We start from the raw sequence: 16,464 nt of genomic DNA, 5'->3' as shown, positions 1-16,464 counted from the left end.
GTTGGGGTCAATTTCTCCGCATAGTTGTATTTTGCTGAATTAGTCGCCTCTCTCTGCGACGGTTCGTCCGGCCGGAACGAAAGCTGTGCGCCCGCACTGGCCCTCGCCAGTCCGGGCGCTAACGTCTGCAGCAACTGACATTGGGGGGAGCATTCTTCATGGGCCTTTTCGGGATCGTCCTGTCGCTCGGGCTGCTGATGTACCTTGCCTATCGCGGCATCAACGTTCTTATCCTTGCGCCGCTGCTGGCGATGCTGGCGGTGCTGCTCTCGGGCGGCCTGCCGGTGCTCGCGACCTACACGCAGGTCTTCATGAAAAGCCTCGGCGGCTACGTGATCACCTATTTCCCGCTGTTCCTGCTGGGAGCGATCTTCGGCAAGGTCATGGCCGACGGCGGTGCCGCGCGGACCATCGCCGAGCGCATCGTGGACTGGGTTGGCGCGGGGCGGGCGATCCTCGCGGTGGTGCTGGCCTGCGGCGTGCTCACCTACGGCGGGGTGTCGCTCTTCGTGGTGGCCTTCGCGATCTACCCGATCGCCAACGCGCTGTTCCGCCGCGCCGACGTGCCCAAGCGGCTCCTGCCCGCGGCCATCGCGCTGGGCTCGTTTACCTTCACCATGACCGCTTTCCCGGGCACACCGGCGATTCAGAACGCCATCCCCATCCCGTTCTTCGGCACCAACGTCTTTGCCGCGCCGCTGCTCGGCACGCTGGCGGGGATGATCATGCTGGTGGGCGGCACGCTCTGGCTCAACCGTCGCCGTGCCTCGGCGCAGGGCAAGGGCGAGGGCTATGGCGAGCATGACGAGACCGGCGCCGACAGCACGCTGCCCGCCGACGCGACCCTGCCGAGCTTCCCCATAGCCATCGCGCCGGTGGTGGCGGTGATCGCGCTCAATGCGCTCTTCACCTACGTGCTGATCCCGATGATGTCGGCGGATTACCTTGCCGAGCCGCAGTACGGCGAGACCAGCCTATCGTCGGTGGCGGGCATCTGGGCCATCATCGTGTCGCTGACCATCTCCATCGTGCTGGCCATCGCGCTGAACTGGAGCCGGTTCAAGGATGTGCTCGAGACTGTCAACGCCGGCACCATGGGGTCGCTCCTGCCGGTCTTCAACACCGCTTCCGAGGTCGGCTACGGCGCGGTGATCGCCTCGCTCCCCGCCTTTGCGCTGATCCGCGATGCGGTGCTGGGGCTGTTCCCGGATAACCCCGTGGCGTCGCTGGCCGTGGCGGTGAACGTGCTCGCGGGCATCACCGGCTCGGCCTCGGGCGGCATGTCCATCGCGCTAAACGCGCTGGGCGAGCAGTTCGCACAGATGGGGCAGGAGCAGGGCGTGAGCATGGGGCTGATGCACCGGGTGACGTCGCTGTCCTCGGGCGGCTTCGACGCGCTGCCGCACAACGGCGCCGTCATCACCCTGCTGGCGATCACCGGCATGACCCACAAGAAGAGCTACTCCGACATCTTCGTGGTGGCGGTGGCGATCCCCGTGGTCGCCACGATCACGGTCATCGTGCTGGGCTCGCTGGGGCTCTGAAACCGGAGGGGGCGCCCCGGGCCGGCGCGCCTGCCTGCAAACCGATCAGACGATAGGCGCCGGCCGCCTCTGTCGGGCGCTTGTGCTGCGTTGCAGCATCGTGCCTGTGACAGGGTTGCGGATTTCTGGCATGCTGGGCTCGGGAGGACACGAAAGGATTTGACCATGTGCCTCACCGCCCAAGCCCTCTTCCTGTTCCTCTCGGTGCTGCCGGAGGACATCGTGGATGTGTCGCCAGAGCGGGTCGTCGTCCACGCCGAGGTGCGCGATGCCGTCTGGCTCCCCAGGGACGACCAGTGGTGCACCGATGCGCCCCTGCGTGACGCCGACATCCGCCTGAAGCGCGGCACCGCGCTCTGACAGGCGCGCTGGCAGGGGAAATGCCGCAACGGAACGGGCCCGCGCCTTGTCGGCACGGGCCCGCGGAGATCATCGGATGATCCGGAGGATCAGTTCTTGGCCTTGTCGACCATCTTGCCGGCGGAGATCCACGGCATCATGTCGCGGAGCTTCTGGCCGACCTGCTCGATCTGGTGCTCGTCGTTGGCGCGGCGCGAGGCTTTCAGCGTCGGCTGGCCCACGGCGTTCTCGAGCATGAAGTCACGGACGAACTTGCCCTGCTGGATGTCGGTCAGAACGGCTTTCATCGCGGCCTTGGTCTGCTCGTAGGGCAGGATGCGCGGGCCGGTGACGTACTGGCCGAACTCGGCGGTGTTCGAGATCGAGTAATCCATGTTGGCGATGCCGCCTTCGTAGATCAGGTCGACGATCAGCTTCACCTCGTGGAGGCACTCGAAGTAGGCCATCTCGGGGGCGTAGCCGGCTTCCACCAGGGTCTCGAAGCCGCAGCGGATGAGCTCGACGAGGCCGCCGCAGAGAACCGCCTGCTCGCCGAAAAGGTCGGTTTCGCACTCTTCGCGGAAGTTGGTCTCGATGATGCCCGAGCGGCCGCCGCCGATTGCGGAGCAGTACGACAGGCCGATTTCCAGCGCCTTGCCGGTGGCGTCGCTGTCGACCGCGACGAGGCAGGGCACGCCGCCGCCCTTGACGTATTCACCGCGCACGGTGTGGCCCGGTCCCTTGGGTGCCATCATGATGACGTCGATGCCTTCGGGCGCCTCGATCAGGCCGAAGTGGACGTTCAGGCCGTGGGCGAAGGCGATGGCCGCGCCGGGCTTGAGGTTGTCCTTGACGTATTTCTTGTAGGTCTCGGCCTGCAGCTCGTCGGGCATGGTGAACATGATCAGGTCGCACCAGGCCGCCGCTTCGGCGATGCCCATGACCGCGAGGCCCTCGGCTTCGGCCTTCTTGGCCGATGCGGAGCCTTCGCGCAGGGCGACGACGACGTTCTTGGCGCCGCTGTCGCGCAGGTTCAGCGCGTGCGCGTGGCCCTGGCTGCCGTAGCCCAGGATCGCCACTTTCATATCCTTGATCAGGTTGATGTCGCAATCGCGATCGTAATAGACGCGCATCGGTCTTTCCTTCCTTGGTCGTGTTCTCTTGGTCTTGTTATGGGGCGCAGACTAGGTTGCACGCGGCGATGTTGGTTGCGTTTTTCTTGAGTATTTGCGGAAATGATGAAAGATCATTCCTGAAATCCTGGAAAGGTGGTGGATTCATGCTCGACGACACCGATCGGCGCATTCTTCGTCAATACCAGGCGGCGCCGGGCGTCGCCTCGGCAGAGCTTGCCGAGCGGGCGGGGGTGACTCCCTCGACGCTGGCGCGCCGGCTGGCGGCGATGCGGGCCGAGGGGGTGCTGAAGGGCGTGCGCGGGGTGATCCACTGGCCGGCGCTCGGCTACGAGCTCGAGGTGTCGTTGCGGGTGACGCTCGACAAGACCGCGCCGCGGGCCTTCGACGAGTTCATCGTGAGCGCGCGCGGGGTGCCGGAGGTGATCGAGATCCAGACCTTCCTCGGCACCGTCGACGTGAGGCTCGCGGTGGTGGCGCGGGATCTGGGGCATTACCAGACGCTTTACCGCGAGAAGCTGCTCACCCTGCCGCATATCGCCGACATCGAGGCGCTGATGCACGTGGCGCTGGTGAAGCACGACGAGACGGTGCCGCTGTGACCGGGGAGGGGCTGGCGCTCGATGAGATCGACCGGGGACTGATCCGGGCCCTGGCCGAGGACGCGCAGGCCAGTGCAGGCGCGCTGGGGCGGCGCTTCGGCCTGTCGCAGCCGGCTTGCTGGCGCCGCATCCAGCGGCTGCGCGAGGCCGGGGTGTTCCGCGGCGCGCGGCTGGACCTCGACCTCGGGCGGCTGGGCTTCGGGGTGACGGTGTTCCTCGGCATCAAGCTGGCCACCAAGGGGCGGGTGAGCCTCGAGGATTTCGAGCGCGCGGTAAGCGCCATCCCCGAGGTGCAGCTGGTCGAGCACGTGCTGGGTGCCTTCGACTACCGGCTGCGGGTGGCGGCGCGGGATCTGCCGGATTTCGAGCGGGTGCTGCGGCGCCGGATCATGACGCTGCCCGGGGTCGGCAACGTCGAGGCCAACGTGGTGCTGAGCGAGGAGCGTCGTCCAGGGCCGATCTGACGGGGTCTGTCCGATGGGCTCGATCTGACGGGGGTGGTCCGACGGGGGGGAGCCGATCGGGTTCGTCTGGTGGGCGCGATCCGCCGGGGGTTGGTCTGGCGGGCTGATCTGTCGCGCCCGGCCCGAGCGGCGCGCCGGACGCCGGGACGGCGCTCGCCTTCGGCAATCGCCCCGCCCGCCGTCCCGCTACTGCTCCCAAGGGAGGCGTTGCGTTCCGTGACCGATGCGGTATCGACGGGTCAAACAGACAGGAGCTTGCCATGCCGCTGCGCGATGATGTCGACCCCAAGGGTCTCGAGGAATTCTCGGTGGTCTTTACCGACCGGTCTCTCAACCACATGTCCGCCGCCTTCCAGGAGGTGATGCGCGACGTCTCGTCGATGCTGCGCGAGGTCTATGGTGCGGCCGGCGTCGCGCTGGTTCCGGGCGGCGGGACCTTCGGCATGGAGGCCGTGGCGCGGCAGTTCGGACAGGGCGCCCGGGCGCTGGTGGTGCGCAACGGCTGGTTCTCGTTCCGCTGGTCGCAGATCTTCGAGGCCGGCGGCTTCGGCGGCGAGGTGACCGTGATGAAGGCGCGCCAGACCGGCAACGAGGCGGTCGCGCCCTTTGCGCCCGCGCCCGTCTCCGAGGTGGTCGAGGCGATCCGCCGCGAGGCGCCGCAGATCGTCTTCGCGCCGCATGTCGAGACCAGCTCGGGCGTGATCCTGCCCGACGACTACATCGCGCAGATCGCCGCGGCGGCGCATGAGGTGGGGGCGCTGATGGTGCTCGACTGCATCGCCTCGGGCTGCATCTGGGTCGACATGGAGGAGACCGGCGTCGACGTGCTGATCTCGGCGCCGCAGAAGGGCTGGTCGGCGACCCCCTGCGCCGGCATCGTGATGTTCTCGGAGCGCGCGCTGGAGCGGCTGGAGGGGACGGCGTCGAACTCCTTTGCCATGGATCTCAAGAAGTGGCGCCAGATCATGGCCGCCTACGAGGCCGGTGGGCACGCCTACCACGCCACCATGCCGACCGACGGGCTGCGCATGTTCCGCGACGCCATGGTCGAGACCCGGGAGATGGGCTTTGCCGAGGCCAAGGCGGCGCAATGGGAGCTTGGGCGGCGCGTGCGCGAGTTGCTGGCGGCGCGCGGCATCGCCTCGGTCGCGGCGGAGGGCTTCGGCGCGCCGGGCGTGGTGGTGAGCTACACCGACGATCCCGAGGTGCAGTCGGGCCGGGCCTTCGCCGCCAGGGGCACGCAGATCGCCGCGGGCGTGCCGCTGCAATGCGACGAGCCGGCGGGCTTCTCGACCTTCCGGCTGGGGCTCTTCGGGCTCGACAAGCTGGCGGATGTCTCGGCCACGGTGGCGCGGCTCGAGAAGGTGCTGGACGAGGTGGTCTGACCTTTGCCGGGCCCGCGCGTGTTGGTACGCGCGGGCCTGGTTTTCAGGTCGTGGGTCCGCGTGGTGGGCCTGGAGGGGGCGCTGCCCCCGTCCGCTGACGCGGACTCCCCCGGAGTTTTCCCGGCAAGATGAAGGATCAGTCTTCGGGACGATCGCATTCGTGCCGCGCGCGGAGCGGGAAGGGCGGCAGCCAGCGTTCGCGGCGAATGGTCCAGAGCTCGTAGTCCGGGGTGAACCGGTCGGGGGCGTCGAGGCTGCCGAGGTGAAGCTCGATCTCGTCCCCGGTGCGCGAGAACACCGACGAGCCGCAGCGCGGGCAGAAGTGGCGACGGAGGTATTCGCCGGTCTCTCCCGTGACGGTCACGGCGCGTTCCGGGTAGATCGCCGCGGCGAAGAACAGCGCGCCGTGGTGTTTGCGGCAGTCGAGGCAGTGGCAGATGCCGACCCGGTCGGGCTGGCCGGTGGCGGTAACGCGCACGGCGCCGCAGAGGCAGCCGCCTTCGACCGTGGGGGTGTCGGGGGTGTCTGCCATGGCCTCAGCCCTTGGCCCCGAGTCCGAGTTGCATCAGCGTCTTGCGCACCGGGGTGACGCCGTAGAGCGCGTCGAGCGCCTTGGCGCGGGCGTCGCGCAGCAGCGGCGCCGAGAGCATCGAGGTGCGGTTCAGCAGCGTGATGCCGGCGACGCGGGCGCGCACGTCGAGAATGCGCTTGCGGTGGTAGCTCTCGAGCATCTGCCGGTCGCCGAGGCGTTCGGGCGTGGCGGTGGCGAGGTCGTGCAGGGTCGCCATGTCGTTGAGCGACATGTTGAGCCCCTGCGCGCCGATCGGCGGCACCACGTGTGCGGCCTCGGCCACCAGCGCCAGCCTTTCGCCGCAGAGCGTCTCGGCATGCTGGGCGATGATCGGCCAGAGGGTGCGCTGCGAGGCCAGCGTCAGCGGGCCGAAGAGGTGGCAGGAGCGCTCGGACATCGCCGCCTCGAGCGTCGGCGTGTCGAGCCGGAACAGCGCCTCGGCCTTGGGGCCTTCCTCCATCCAGACCACCGCCGAAGAGGGCTTGCCGTCGAAGTCGGGCAGCGGCACGAGGGTGAAGGGGCCGCCGGTGCGGTGGATCTCGGTCGAGACGTTGCCGTGAGGGATCGGGTGGGTGACCGCGAAGGCCAGCGCCTTCTGGCCGAAACGGGTGGTCTTCACGCCGATGCCCGCGGCCTCGCGCATGGGGGAGTTGCGCCCGTCCGCGGCGATCACCAGCCGGGTCTGCACCGTGCTGCCGTCCGAAAGGCCGACGCGGGCATAGGCCTCGCGGGTGAAGAGCGTGGTGGTGGCGGTGCCGGGGCGGAAGTCGACCGTCGGCATGTCGTGCAGATGCGCCGCCATCTCGCGCCGCAGCAGCCAGTTCGGGAGGTTCCAGCCGAAAGGCTTCTCCGAGATGTCGTCGGCATCGAAATCGCGGGTCACGCGCGGTTCCGGGCGCTCGCCACCGGCGTCGACGATGCGCATGACCTGCAGCGGCATGGCGTGGCCCTCGAGCCGGGCCCAGAGGCCCGCCTTCTCGAGGAACGCCTGCGCCGGCTGCAGGAAGGCGGTGGAGCGCAGGTCGGCGCCGCTTGCCTCGCGGTCGGTCACCGGCGGGGCCGGGTCGACGCAGATCACCGAGAATCCGGCGGCGCCGAAGGCGGCGGCCGCGGTCAGACCGGCGATGCCGCCGCCCGAGATGAGAATGTCGCAATCCATGGCCGCTCTCCTTTGCCCCATATCTAGAGCGTTTCGGGACGAAGCTGAACCACCCGGCGGAAGCTTGCGCAGCCGTGCGTATGCGGGCTGCGCTGCCGGGCCGAGTCGGACGGGGTCCCGATGGGAGATCTAGGGCAGTGGGCGGCGGGATGCCATGCGGCGCGGGCGCACCTTGCCCGCCTTACTTGCCGACGGTGATCAGCAGGATCATCGCGTAGCAGACCGGCACGCAGGCCAGCGCGCACATGGCGAGGCCGACGGCACCCCAGGTCACGGTCGCCGCGGCCACCACGGCGATGAAGACGGCGAGGCCGATCCAGATCCGGGCCTCGACGCTCAGGCCGCGGGCGGTTGCGGGGGCCAGATCGGCGGCGGTCGCTTCGTTCATGCTCATGTCGGTCTCTCCTGGTCACTGGGGCCGGGCGATCTTGCGCGGCGCATCGGCAGGCAGATAAGGACCGCCGGGCGGCAAATCAGCATGCCGGATTGCCGCAGGAACGGAATGTCGCAGGGGCGCTCAGAGCTGGCCGAGGAAGGCGGGCAGATCGTCGGTATGGTGCTGGATATGCGAGCCCGCGGCCCGTTCCGGGGCGACATGCACCGTGCGCATCCCCATGGCGTGGGGAGCGGTAAGGTTGCGCGGGTCGTCCTCGAACATCGCGGCCCTGAGGGGATCGGTGCCGTCGCGTTCGAAGACCGTACGGAAGGCGTCTTCCTCCGGTTTCGGACGGTAGCCCGCGTGTTCGACGCCGTAGATCGCGTCGAAGGCCGCGTCGAGCCCGCGCGCCTTCAGCACTTGCGCCGCGTAGGGAGCGCTGCCGTTGGTGTAGACGATGCGCCGGCCCGGCAAATTGCCGATCAGCTCGGCGAGATGCGGGTCGGGCGCCAGCGCGTCGAAGGAGATGTCGTGGACCTCTTCAAGATAGGCGTCGGGGTCGATCTTGTGCTCGGCCATGAGCCCGGCGAGCGTGGTGCCGTGGAGCTGCCAGTAATGCTTGCGCAGGCGGTTGGCCTCGGTGTCGTCGACGCCGAGCACGCGCACGACGAAGGCGTTCATCCGCCGTTCGATCTGGTCGAAGAGCCGCACGGAGGGGGCGTAGAGCGTGTTGTCCAGGTCGAAGACCCAGTGCCGGACGTGGCTGAAGTGCTGTTTCACCATGGCGCGAAGCTTAATCCTCTGCGCGGTTTGCGGCAATGGGCGCATTGATCCACAGGCGCCGTTGGCGCTATCTTGGCCGGATCGAGCCAGGAGTACCCAATGAACCAGATCCGGACGTCCAACAAGGACGCCTACACGCTGATCCTCGAGGCGATCGACACCGGCGTCTACCGCCCCGGCGACCGTCTGGTCGAGAGCGAGCTGGCCGAGCGGTTCGGGGTCTCGCGCACGCCGATCCGCGAGGCGCTGCAGCGGCTCGAGACCCAGTCGCTGCTGACCCGTGACGGCCGGTCGCTGATCGTGGCGTCGCTGGATCACAACCAGATGGCCGAGCTTTACGTGGTGCGCACCGAGCTCGAGGGGCTCGCCGCCCGGCTTGCGGCGCGCCATGCCAGCGAGGAAGAGATCACCGTGCTGCGCGAGATGGTCTCCGAGGACCGGGCGTTGCTGAACGACCCTTCGGCGCTGTCGCGGGCGAACCGGCGGTTTCACAAGATGATCCATCTCGCCTCGCACAACCGCTTCCTCGTGCAGCAGCTCGACCTCGTGCACCGGTCCATGGCGCTGATGGCGACCACTTCGCTGGCGGCGCAGGGCCGGGGCGAGATCGCGCTCGCCGAGCACAAGGCCATCGTCGACGCCATTGCCCGGCGTGATGAGGACGCGGCCTACAAGGCGCTGCGCGATCATATCTCGGTGGCGTTCGTGACCCGTCTGAAGCTCGACAGCCGCAAGGTGGACTGACCGACGGCCATCCGACGACTGCCCGGCGCCTAGCGGGGCAGGTCCTCGGGGATGTCGGCGTCGGGCCGGTCGGGCGCCGAGTGGCCGTGCGCCGTCTTGTCCCAGTAGAAGGGGCGGGCGATGAGCTCCCACAGGGCCTTGTAGGCGGCGAGCGTGCCGAGCGGGAAGTACAGGAACAGCGTCGGCACCCAGAGCAGCAACCCGTTGTGCGGCGAGCGCGAGACGGCGGCGATGGAGACCAGCAGCGACACCGCCTCGGCGACGAGAAATCCCAGCAGCAGCGCGCGGGTGACGTGGGGGGCGCCCCAGCTGGCAAGCTGCGATGTCCAGCCGGCGAGCAGCAGCCAGAACGACCAGAGCGCCGGGGCGAGCAGGAACTGCAGGCAGCCGGTCAGCAGCACCAGCTGCACCCCCAGAAAGCGCCAGGCCCCGAGCTCGCGCCAGAGCCGTCGCGGCGCGCGCATGTGCACCGCCCAGGTGATCATGTAACCCTTGAGCCAGCGCGACCGCTGCCGGACCCAGGGCCAGACGCGGTTGTTGGCCTCCTCGCGGGTGACCACGGGCAAGAGCTCGGTGACATAGCCGTGGCGGGCGAGGCGGATGCCGAGATCGGCGTCCTCGGTGACGTTGTGGGCGTCCCAGCCGCCGACCTCCTCGAGCACGGCGCGGCGGAAGAAGACGGTGGTGCCACCCAGCGGAATTGCGAAGCCCAGCCTTGCGAGGCCGGGCAGCATCACCCGGAACCAGGTGGCGTATTCGATGGTGAAGCAGCGCGAGAGCCAGTTGGCGCGCGGGTTGTAGAAATCGAGGATGCCCTGCAGACAGGCGGTGCGCGGCGGTGCGCGTCCGAAGCGGGCGGCGACCCGGCGGAGCTGGTCCGGGGCGGGCGAATCCTCGGCGTCGTAGATGCCGACGATTTCGCCGCGGGCGAAGCGCAGCGCGTAGTTGAGCGCGCGGGGCTTGGTGGTGATCGGGCCGTCCGGCACCTCGATCACCCGCATCCACGGCGGCAGGATCATGCGCGAGAGCGTGGCACGGGTGGTCTCGTCGCGGGCCTCGAGCACCAGCAGGACATCCAGCGCCGCGCGTGGGTAGTCGAGCCGCGACAGCCGCTGCACGAGATCACGGGCAATGCGCTCTTCGCGAAAGAGCGGCACCAGCAGCGACACTGTCGGCAGACGTGGCGGCAGGTCGTCGAGCGGCGGGGGCGAACGCAGCCCGGCCACGAGGGCCGCGAGCCGGGTCAGTTGCGCCAGCACCAGCGTCACCACGGCGGCGAGTGTCGCGAGGGCGAAGAACAGCCGCGCGTCGTGGAACAGCAGCGCGAGACAGGCAAGCGCGAAGCTGCCGCCGATCACCGCCCGCAGCGGGGTGATCCGGTCCATGTCGCGGCAGCTCTCGTCGGCGGGCACCTGCGTCTCGGCGCGGCGGGCCATCGCCTCGCCATGGCTGGTGGCGATCTCGGACTGGATGTCGGCCTCGGTGGCGAGCGCCATGGCGACGGCCCCGCAGCCCTCGGGCAGGGCGTCGAGCGCCGAATGGAACCGGTCGGGCTGTGCGGTGGCCAGTACGATGGTCTCGCCGATGCGCAGCCACGGCAGCACCGAGTGGCGCAGGCAGGTCTCGGGGGACAGAAGATCGGAGAGCGCGGGATCGGGCGGGTTCGCCTCGCGCCGAAGGATCATCGCGCCGTAGTGCAGCGCCTGCGCCTCCAGCACCTGCTCGGGCGTCGCCAGATCCTCGGCCACCAGCACCCGGGGTAGGGCGGCGCCGCTGCGTCCGGCCTCGGCCAGCGCCTGCACCGCCTCGGTCGGCATGAGGGTGCCATTGGCGAGCAGGATCGCCCATAACGGACGGCCCCGCGGCAGTTCCGCCTGGGCTATCCGGGAGGTCCGAAAGACCGGACTTGGGCTCGACATGACTGACTCCTGCGCTCTGACAGGAGTCCAATTCAGGTTGATTTGGTAAATGCGACGTTAATTTCAGGCCCGCGAAACGGATTTCACCTGCGATTACATCACGTTCACGAAGCGTTCGAACAGGTAGAAGCTGTCCTGTGGGCCGGGGCTCGCCTCAGGGTGGTGCTGGACCGAAAACACCGGGCGGTCGGCCATGCGAATCCCGCAGTTCGACCCGTCGAACAGCGAGACGTGAGTCTCGATCACGCCGGCCGGGAGGCTCTGCGCGTCGACTGCGAAACCGTGGTTCATCGAGGTGATCTCGACCTTGCCGCTCTCGATTTCCTTCACCGGGTGGTTGGCGCCGTGATGGCCGTGGTTCATCTTGACGGTCTTGCCGCCAAGCGCCAGCGCCAGCATCTGGTGACCGAGGCAGATCCCGAAGATCGGCAGGTCGGTGTCGTCGAGGATGCCCTTGATCATCGGCACCGCGTAGGCGCCGGTGGCTGCAGGGTCGCCCGGGCCGTTCGACAGAAACACGCCGTCAGGCGAGTGGGCCAGGATGTCTTCCTTGGTCGCCGTCGCGGGCAGCACGGTCACGTCGCAGCCGGCCGAGGCGAGGCAGCGCAGGATGTTGCGCTTGGCGCCGTAGTCGATGGCGACGACCTTCTTCTTGGGCGCTTCCTGCCGTGCATAGCCCTCGGGCCACGCCCACCGCATCTCGTCCCAGCGATAGGACTGGGTGCAGGTCACGTCCTTGGCGAGGTCGAGCCCGGTCAGGCCGGGGAAGGCGCGGGCCGCGGCGACCAGCTTCTCGACGTCGAAGTTGCCCTCGGGATCGTGGGCGAGCGCCACGTGCGGGGCGCCGGACTGGCGGATCGCGCGGGTCAGTCTGCGGGTGTCGATGCCCCCGATGGCGATCCGGCCGCGGGAGGCCAGCCACTCGGACAGCTCCTGCACGGCGCGCCAGTTCGAGGATTGCGTCGGCATCCACTTCACGACCATGCCCGCGGCGACCGGATCGCCGGTTTCGTCATCCTCGGGGGTCACGCCGGTGTTGCCGATGTGGGGGAAGGTGAAGGTCACGATCTGGCCCGCGTAGGACGGGTCGGTCATGATTTCCTGATAGCCGGACATGGCTGTGTTGAAGCAGAGTTCCGCCTCGGTCTGGCCGGTGGCGCCGAAGCCCTGGCCATAGAACAGCGTGCCGTCGGCTAGGGCGAGGCAGGCGGTGGGTTTGGGGCTTGCGGGCATGGCGCGACTCCTCTGGCAGCAGGCAGGCGGCAAATCGCGCAATACCTAAAGTCTGCGCAGTTTGGGGTCAAGGCCTGCTGGGAAATGCGAAAACTAGCATTTTCAATGCCTTGGCTCGGATCAGGCGGAGTTGCGCCCGGCGGGACCTTTGGATACCTTAGCGTTTCTGAATGGCTCTGGGGATGGCTATCAATGGAATTGCGAGAACGCATCACGTCTGCGACCAAGCAGGCAATGAAGGACAAGGCGACAAGTCGGCTGTCGACGCTCCGGCTGATCAACGCCGCATTCAAGGATCGCGACATCGCCGCGCGCGCCGAAGGCATCGACGGCGGCGTCGCCGATCCCGAGCTTCTGGCGATCCTTGCCAAGATGGTGAAGCAGCGCCGCGAGAGCGCACGGACCTACGAAGAGGGCGGCCGGCTCGACCTTGCCGAGGCGGAACTGTCCGAGATCGAGGTGATCGAGGAATTCCTGCCGAAGCCGCTCAGCGATAACGAGATCGAGGCAGCGCTCGATAGCGCGGTGGCGGAGGTCGGCGCCAGCTCGATCCGCGACATGGGCCGGGTGATGGGCGTGCTGAAGTCGCGCTACCAGGGCCGCATGGATTTCGGCGCGGTGGGCGCCAAGGTCAAGGACCGCCTGTCGAGCGCCGGCTGAGCCCGGCCCTCCGGTCGGAGGTCCTGCGGGTCAGGGCGTCGGGAAATCCGGCGCGACCCGGGCCCAGTCTTCCGCCGTCACGGCATAGCGCTGCACGAAACGGGTCTTGAACCCGACACGTCCGCGGCGGGCGCCGAAATTCTCGCCATGGTTCAGCACGTAGAGCACCGAGGGCCGTGCCAGCGGGCGCAGTCTTCGTCCGGCCAGCTGCGCGAGATAAGGGAACATCCGGTGCTCGTGGGCGGTCATCGCGCGCAGGAAGGCGGCGCTTTGCGGCAGCGCCGGGTCGTGGAACACCGCAGCGCAGGAGCCGCAGAGCTTCCAGAACGGCTTGCGCAGCGGCATGGTCAGGCTGCGCGGCCCGGCAAGTGCCACGCCGCCAGTGGCGTGATCCATGACGAAGCCGGACTCGACGAGATAGCCGCTCTCCTGCCGTGCCAGCATCTCCGCCACGGTGCCGTCGCGCAGCAGGTCATCGGCGTCGAAGCTCATGACATAGGCGGGCTCGGGTCCGAGCTCTGCGAGGTGGTCGCAGAGCGCCGCGAGCTTGCGCCACTTGTCGTTGCCGGGCGTGGGATCGGTGAAGGGCAGCCAGATCAGCCGAGGATCGTCGGGCAGGGGCGGTCGCTCCTGACAGCAGATCACCGCGCGCCAAGCGCCCTCCTGACGCCGGAGGCTCTCGACGGTCCGGGCCAGCCGCCCGGTCACCGCCTGCCAGTCGCCGACGTGATGCGGGCCGACGAGGGGGACGAGGAAGATCACCTCCTGCGCGGCGCGACGCGGGCCGCCCGTGGCGGCGCGCAGGTCGAGCGCGGCGGTCTCGGAGGCGGCGGGCGCGAGGCCGCGTGCCAGCGCGGGCGACACCGCGGCGGCGGCGAGACGCAGGGCGCGTTTCCATTTCGGCGTCGCAGGGACCTGCGCCATGTCTCTCTCCTGTGGCCGCGTCAGGGGCGGGACAGTTGCCGGACCTGGTCGCGAAGTTCGGCATAGAGTGCCTTGCGCTCGTCTTCGCTCAGAAACGCGCCGATCTCAACCTCGCGTCCGGCGCCCTTGAGCGTGACGTAGTAGGGGACGGGGCCCCCGGCCTCGTGCAGAACGACGCTCACCCAGTACGTGTCGCTGTCCCAGCACTGGTCCGGTCCGCGCGGATTGTGCCGCACCAGCCGGGTGCGCTCCGGGCTCAGCGTCAGGATCTCGAGCACCTGCCGGTCGCGGGCGTTCCAGCGGATCGCCACCCAGATTCCGCCCACCGCCGCCAGCATGAAGGGCAGGAGCGCCCAGAGCAGCACGGTGCCGACGAGGCCGAAGAATGGAATCAGCGCGAGCAGGAAGAAGCTCAGGATGAAGATCGAGAAGCCCCGCGCCGAAAGCGACTGGTGCGGCCAGAGGTGCAGCTCGGTGCCGGGCTCGCCGGCGGCCGGTGTCTGCCAGCGATAGGGCATCCGGGGCTCCGTTGATGGTCAGCGATTCCGCGGCGCTGCGCGGGTCGTAGAGGGGAGTGCAGGGGCGATAACGGAACGTGCGGGGCGCGCAGGGGATCCGGTGCCGGATACGAAAAAGGCCCCGGAACGCTCCGGGGCCTTGATCTCTGGTCTGGTCAGCCCCGCGCTCAGTGCGCGTGCTGCTTGTCCCAGTCCTCACGCTTGGGGAGCTGCTCGAAAGTGTGCTCCGGCGGCGGCGAGGGCAGGGTCCACTCGAGCGTGTCCGCGTACTCGTTCCAGGGGTTCTTCGCGGTGCACGGAGCACCCTTGCGCACGGTGTAGATCACGATGCCGAAGAACAGCAGGAAGGAGGCAAAGGACAGCAGCGCGCCCCAGCTCGACAGGGTGTTCCAGGTGGCGAAGGCCTCCGGGTAGTCGATGTAGCGGCGCGGCATGCCCTGACGGCCCAGGAAGTGCTGCGGGAAGAAGGTCAGGTTCACGCCGATGAAGAACATCCAGAAGTGCAGCTTGCCGAGCGCCTCGGGATACATCTTGCCGGTCATCTTTGGCATGTAGAAGTAACAGCCCGCGAAGATGGTGAACGCGGCCCCCATGGACATCGTGTAGTGGAAGTGCGCCACGACGTAGTAGGTGTCGTGATAGGCGCGGTCGACGCCGGCCTGGCTCAGCACGATGCCGGTCACGCCGCCGATGGTGAAGAGGATCAGGAAGCCGATGGCGAAGAGCATCGGCGTCTTGAACTCGATCGAGCCGCCCCACATCGTCGCGATCCACGAGAAGATCTTCACCCCGGTCGGGACGGCGATGACCATGGTCGCGAGCATGAAGTAGCTCTGCTGGGACAACGACATGCCCACGGTGTACATGTGGTGCGCCCACACGACGAAGCCGAGCGCGCCGATCGCGATGATCGCCCAGACCATCGGCAGGTAGCCGAAGACCGGCTTGCGCGAGAAGGTGGCGATCACGTGGCTGGCAATGCCGAAGCCGGGCAGGATCACGATGTAAACTTCCGGGTGGCCGAAGAACCACAGGATGTGCTGGTAGAGGATCGGGTCACCGCCGCCGGAGGGCTGGAAGAAGGTGGTGCCGAAGTTGCGGTCGGTCAGCAGCATGGTGATGGCGCCGGCCAGCACGGGCAGCGACAGCAGGATTAGCCACGCGGTGACGAACACCGACCAGGCGAAGAGCGGCACCTTGAACAGCGACATGCCGGGGGCGCGCATGTTCAGGAAGGTGGTGATGATGTTGATCGCGCCGAGGATCGACGAGGCGCCCGAAACGTGCACCGCGAAGATCGCGAGGTCGGTCGACATGCCCGCTTCCGAGGTCGAGAGCGGCGGGTAGAGCACCCAGCCGATGCCCGAGCCGAGCTGGCCGTTGCCGCCCGGCGAGAACACCGAGCAGACCGCCAGCGTGGTGCCCGCGGCGTAGAGCCAGTAGCTGAGGTTGTTCAGGCGCGGGAACGCCATGTCCGGCGCGCCGATCTGCAGCGGCATGAAGTAGTTGCCGAAACCGCCGAACAGCGCCGGAATGACCACGAAGAACATCATCAGGATGCCGTGGCCCGTGATCATCACGTTCCACAGGTGGCCGTTGGGGGTGCAGTTCTCGGTCGCGGTCGGTATCAGACGCGCGCCCTCCATGCACATGTACTGCACGCCGGGCTCCATGAGCTCCAGACGCATGTAGACGGTGAAGCACACCGAAATGAGGCCAACGATCGCAGCGGTGATCAGGTAGAGAATCCCGATGTCCTTGTGATTCGTCGACATGAACCAGCGGGTGAAGAACCCCCGGTTGTCCTCGTGTTCGTGGCCGTGAATGGCGGCGTCTGCCATCGTCTGCCTCCTGTTGGTCTCGTCCCGGCGGCTGCGACTGCGCGCAATCCGCCCCTCATATCCAATCATCCTTTTAGAATGTCTCCAGGGACCGGGCAATATAGCCGTTTGATCTGGATCAAACTTTATTGTCGCACCACCTTGCGCAGGGGAGCGGAGCCTCCCAAGGCGGCGGTCCCGCGCGACGGTCGCCACCCGTTCGCCGGAAATCGACCCGCGGGCTTGCCCTTGCGTCAGGTATTCCTGACCTGCGACTCGGGGCGCAGTCG

General features: G+C 68.1%; 17 protein-coding genes. 7 read left to right on the top strand and 10 right to left on the bottom strand.

The window, feature by feature from the left end; all coding sequences use genetic code 11:
- The first annotated feature begins 158 nt into the window (after positions 1 to 158).
- Together BLQ77_RS01030 and BLQ77_RS01025 are read left to right on the top strand one after the other, a co-directional pair.
- Positions 159 to 1,544: a GntP family permease gene (locus BLQ77_RS01030; protein ID WP_089954361.1), complete on the top strand. Its 1,386-nt coding sequence runs from the start codon at positions 159 to 161 to the stop codon at positions 1,542 to 1,544.
- 165 nt (positions 1,545 to 1,709) lie between these two features.
- Positions 1,710 to 1,904 (top strand): hypothetical protein, encoded by a 195-nt coding sequence (locus BLQ77_RS01025; RefSeq protein ID WP_165616997.1) that lies wholly within the window; start codon positions 1,710 to 1,712, stop codon positions 1,902 to 1,904.
- Positions 1,905 to 1,993: 89 nt separating this feature from the next.
- On the opposite strand, the gene ilvC is transcribed toward BLQ77_RS01025, so the two are convergent.
- Positions 1,994 to 3,016, bottom strand: a complete 1,023-nt coding sequence (ilvC, locus tag BLQ77_RS01020) for a ketol-acid reductoisomerase (RefSeq protein WP_008884831.1) — start codon at positions 3,014 to 3,016, stop codon at positions 1,994 to 1,996.
- 146 nt (positions 3,017 to 3,162) lie between these two features.
- On the opposite strand from ilvC, the gene BLQ77_RS01015 reads away from it, so the two are divergent.
- From BLQ77_RS01015 to BLQ77_RS01005, 3 genes are all read left to right on the top strand, one after another.
- A complete protein-coding gene (locus tag BLQ77_RS01015; protein WP_089954356.1) occupies positions 3,163 to 3,618 on the top strand; it encodes an Lrp/AsnC family transcriptional regulator in 456 nt (151 codons plus the stop codon).
- Positions 3,615 to 4,082, top strand: a complete 468-nt coding sequence (locus BLQ77_RS01010) for an Lrp/AsnC family transcriptional regulator (RefSeq protein ID WP_089954353.1) — start codon at positions 3,615 to 3,617, stop codon at positions 4,080 to 4,082. Before BLQ77_RS01015 ends, BLQ77_RS01010 begins: the two co-directional genes overlap by 4 nt.
- A gap of 260 nt (positions 4,083 to 4,342) precedes the next feature.
- Positions 4,343 to 5,467 (top strand): aminotransferase class V-fold PLP-dependent enzyme, encoded by a 1,125-nt coding sequence (locus tag BLQ77_RS01005; protein ID WP_089954350.1) that lies wholly within the window; start codon positions 4,343 to 4,345, stop codon positions 5,465 to 5,467.
- Between the two features lie 136 nt (positions 5,468 to 5,603).
- Here BLQ77_RS01005 and BLQ77_RS01000 read toward each other — a convergent pair whose 3' ends face one another.
- The 4 genes from BLQ77_RS01000 to BLQ77_RS00985 form a co-directional block, all read right to left on the bottom strand.
- Positions 5,604 to 5,999 (bottom strand): GFA family protein, encoded by a 396-nt coding sequence (locus BLQ77_RS01000; protein ID WP_089954348.1) that lies wholly within the window; start codon positions 5,997 to 5,999, stop codon positions 5,604 to 5,606.
- A 4-nt stretch (positions 6,000 to 6,003) separates the two neighbouring features.
- Positions 6,004 to 7,197, bottom strand: a complete 1,194-nt coding sequence (locus BLQ77_RS00995; RefSeq protein ID WP_089954344.1) for a UbiH/UbiF family hydroxylase — start codon at positions 7,195 to 7,197, stop codon at positions 6,004 to 6,006.
- A gap of 181 nt (positions 7,198 to 7,378) precedes the next feature.
- Positions 7,379 to 7,591 carry a hypothetical protein gene (locus BLQ77_RS00990; RefSeq protein WP_008884317.1) on the bottom strand — a complete coding sequence of 71 codons (213 nt, stop codon included), beginning with the start codon at positions 7,589 to 7,591 and terminating at the stop codon, positions 7,379 to 7,381.
- A 123-nt stretch (positions 7,592 to 7,714) separates the two neighbouring features.
- The gene (locus tag BLQ77_RS00985; protein WP_008884654.1) at positions 7,715 to 8,356 is read right to left on the bottom strand and encodes a pyrimidine 5'-nucleotidase; all 642 of its coding nucleotides are present in this window, start codon (positions 8,354 to 8,356) and stop codon (positions 7,715 to 7,717) included.
- A 99-nt stretch (positions 8,357 to 8,455) separates the two neighbouring features.
- Between BLQ77_RS00985 and BLQ77_RS00980 the strand changes: the two genes are divergently transcribed.
- On the top strand, positions 8,456 to 9,100 hold the full coding sequence (locus BLQ77_RS00980) for a GntR family transcriptional regulator (RefSeq protein ID WP_008886109.1): 645 nt from the start codon (positions 8,456 to 8,458) through the stop codon (positions 9,098 to 9,100).
- 29 nt (positions 9,101 to 9,129) lie between these two features.
- Here the strand turns inward: BLQ77_RS00980 and BLQ77_RS00975 are convergent, their stop codons facing one another.
- Together BLQ77_RS00975 and carA are read right to left on the bottom strand one after the other, a co-directional pair.
- A complete protein-coding gene (locus tag BLQ77_RS00975; RefSeq protein ID WP_089954341.1) occupies positions 9,130 to 10,917 on the bottom strand; it encodes a glycosyltransferase family 2 protein in 1,788 nt (595 codons plus the stop codon).
- A 195-nt stretch (positions 10,918 to 11,112) separates the two neighbouring features.
- Positions 11,113 to 12,252, bottom strand: a complete 1,140-nt coding sequence (gene carA, locus BLQ77_RS00970) for a glutamine-hydrolyzing carbamoyl-phosphate synthase small subunit (RefSeq protein WP_089954340.1) — start codon at positions 12,250 to 12,252, stop codon at positions 11,113 to 11,115.
- Positions 12,253 to 12,444: 192 nt separating this feature from the next.
- Here carA and BLQ77_RS00965 point away from each other — a divergent pair, with 192 nt between their 5' ends.
- Entirely contained in the window at positions 12,445 to 12,912 is a 468-nt protein-coding gene (locus BLQ77_RS00965; RefSeq protein ID WP_008885169.1) for a GatB/YqeY domain-containing protein, read from the top strand.
- A 30-nt stretch (positions 12,913 to 12,942) separates the two neighbouring features.
- On the opposite strand, the gene BLQ77_RS00960 is transcribed toward BLQ77_RS00965, so the two are convergent.
- From BLQ77_RS00960 to ctaD, 3 genes are all read right to left on the bottom strand, one after another.
- Positions 12,943 to 13,836 carry a hypothetical protein gene (locus tag BLQ77_RS00960; RefSeq protein ID WP_089954337.1) on the bottom strand — a complete coding sequence of 298 codons (894 nt, stop codon included), beginning with the start codon at positions 13,834 to 13,836 and terminating at the stop codon, positions 12,943 to 12,945.
- A gap of 20 nt (positions 13,837 to 13,856) precedes the next feature.
- The gene (locus BLQ77_RS00955; RefSeq protein WP_089954333.1) at positions 13,857 to 14,354 is read right to left on the bottom strand and encodes a DUF2244 domain-containing protein; all 498 of its coding nucleotides are present in this window, start codon (positions 14,352 to 14,354) and stop codon (positions 13,857 to 13,859) included.
- Positions 14,355 to 14,521: 167 nt separating this feature from the next.
- The gene (gene ctaD, locus BLQ77_RS00950; protein WP_008885275.1) at positions 14,522 to 16,195 is read right to left on the bottom strand and encodes a cytochrome c oxidase subunit I; all 1,674 of its coding nucleotides are present in this window, start codon (positions 16,193 to 16,195) and stop codon (positions 14,522 to 14,524) included.
- Between the last annotated feature and the right edge of the window lie 269 nt (positions 16,196 to 16,464).

The organism is Salipiger thiooxidans, from assembly GCF_900102075.1.
Taxonomy (GTDB): Bacteria; Pseudomonadota; Alphaproteobacteria; order Rhodobacterales; family Rhodobacteraceae; genus Salipiger; species Salipiger thiooxidans.
Note: the sequence above shows the minus strand (reverse complement) of the source record. Positions and strands in the feature narration are given on the sequence as shown.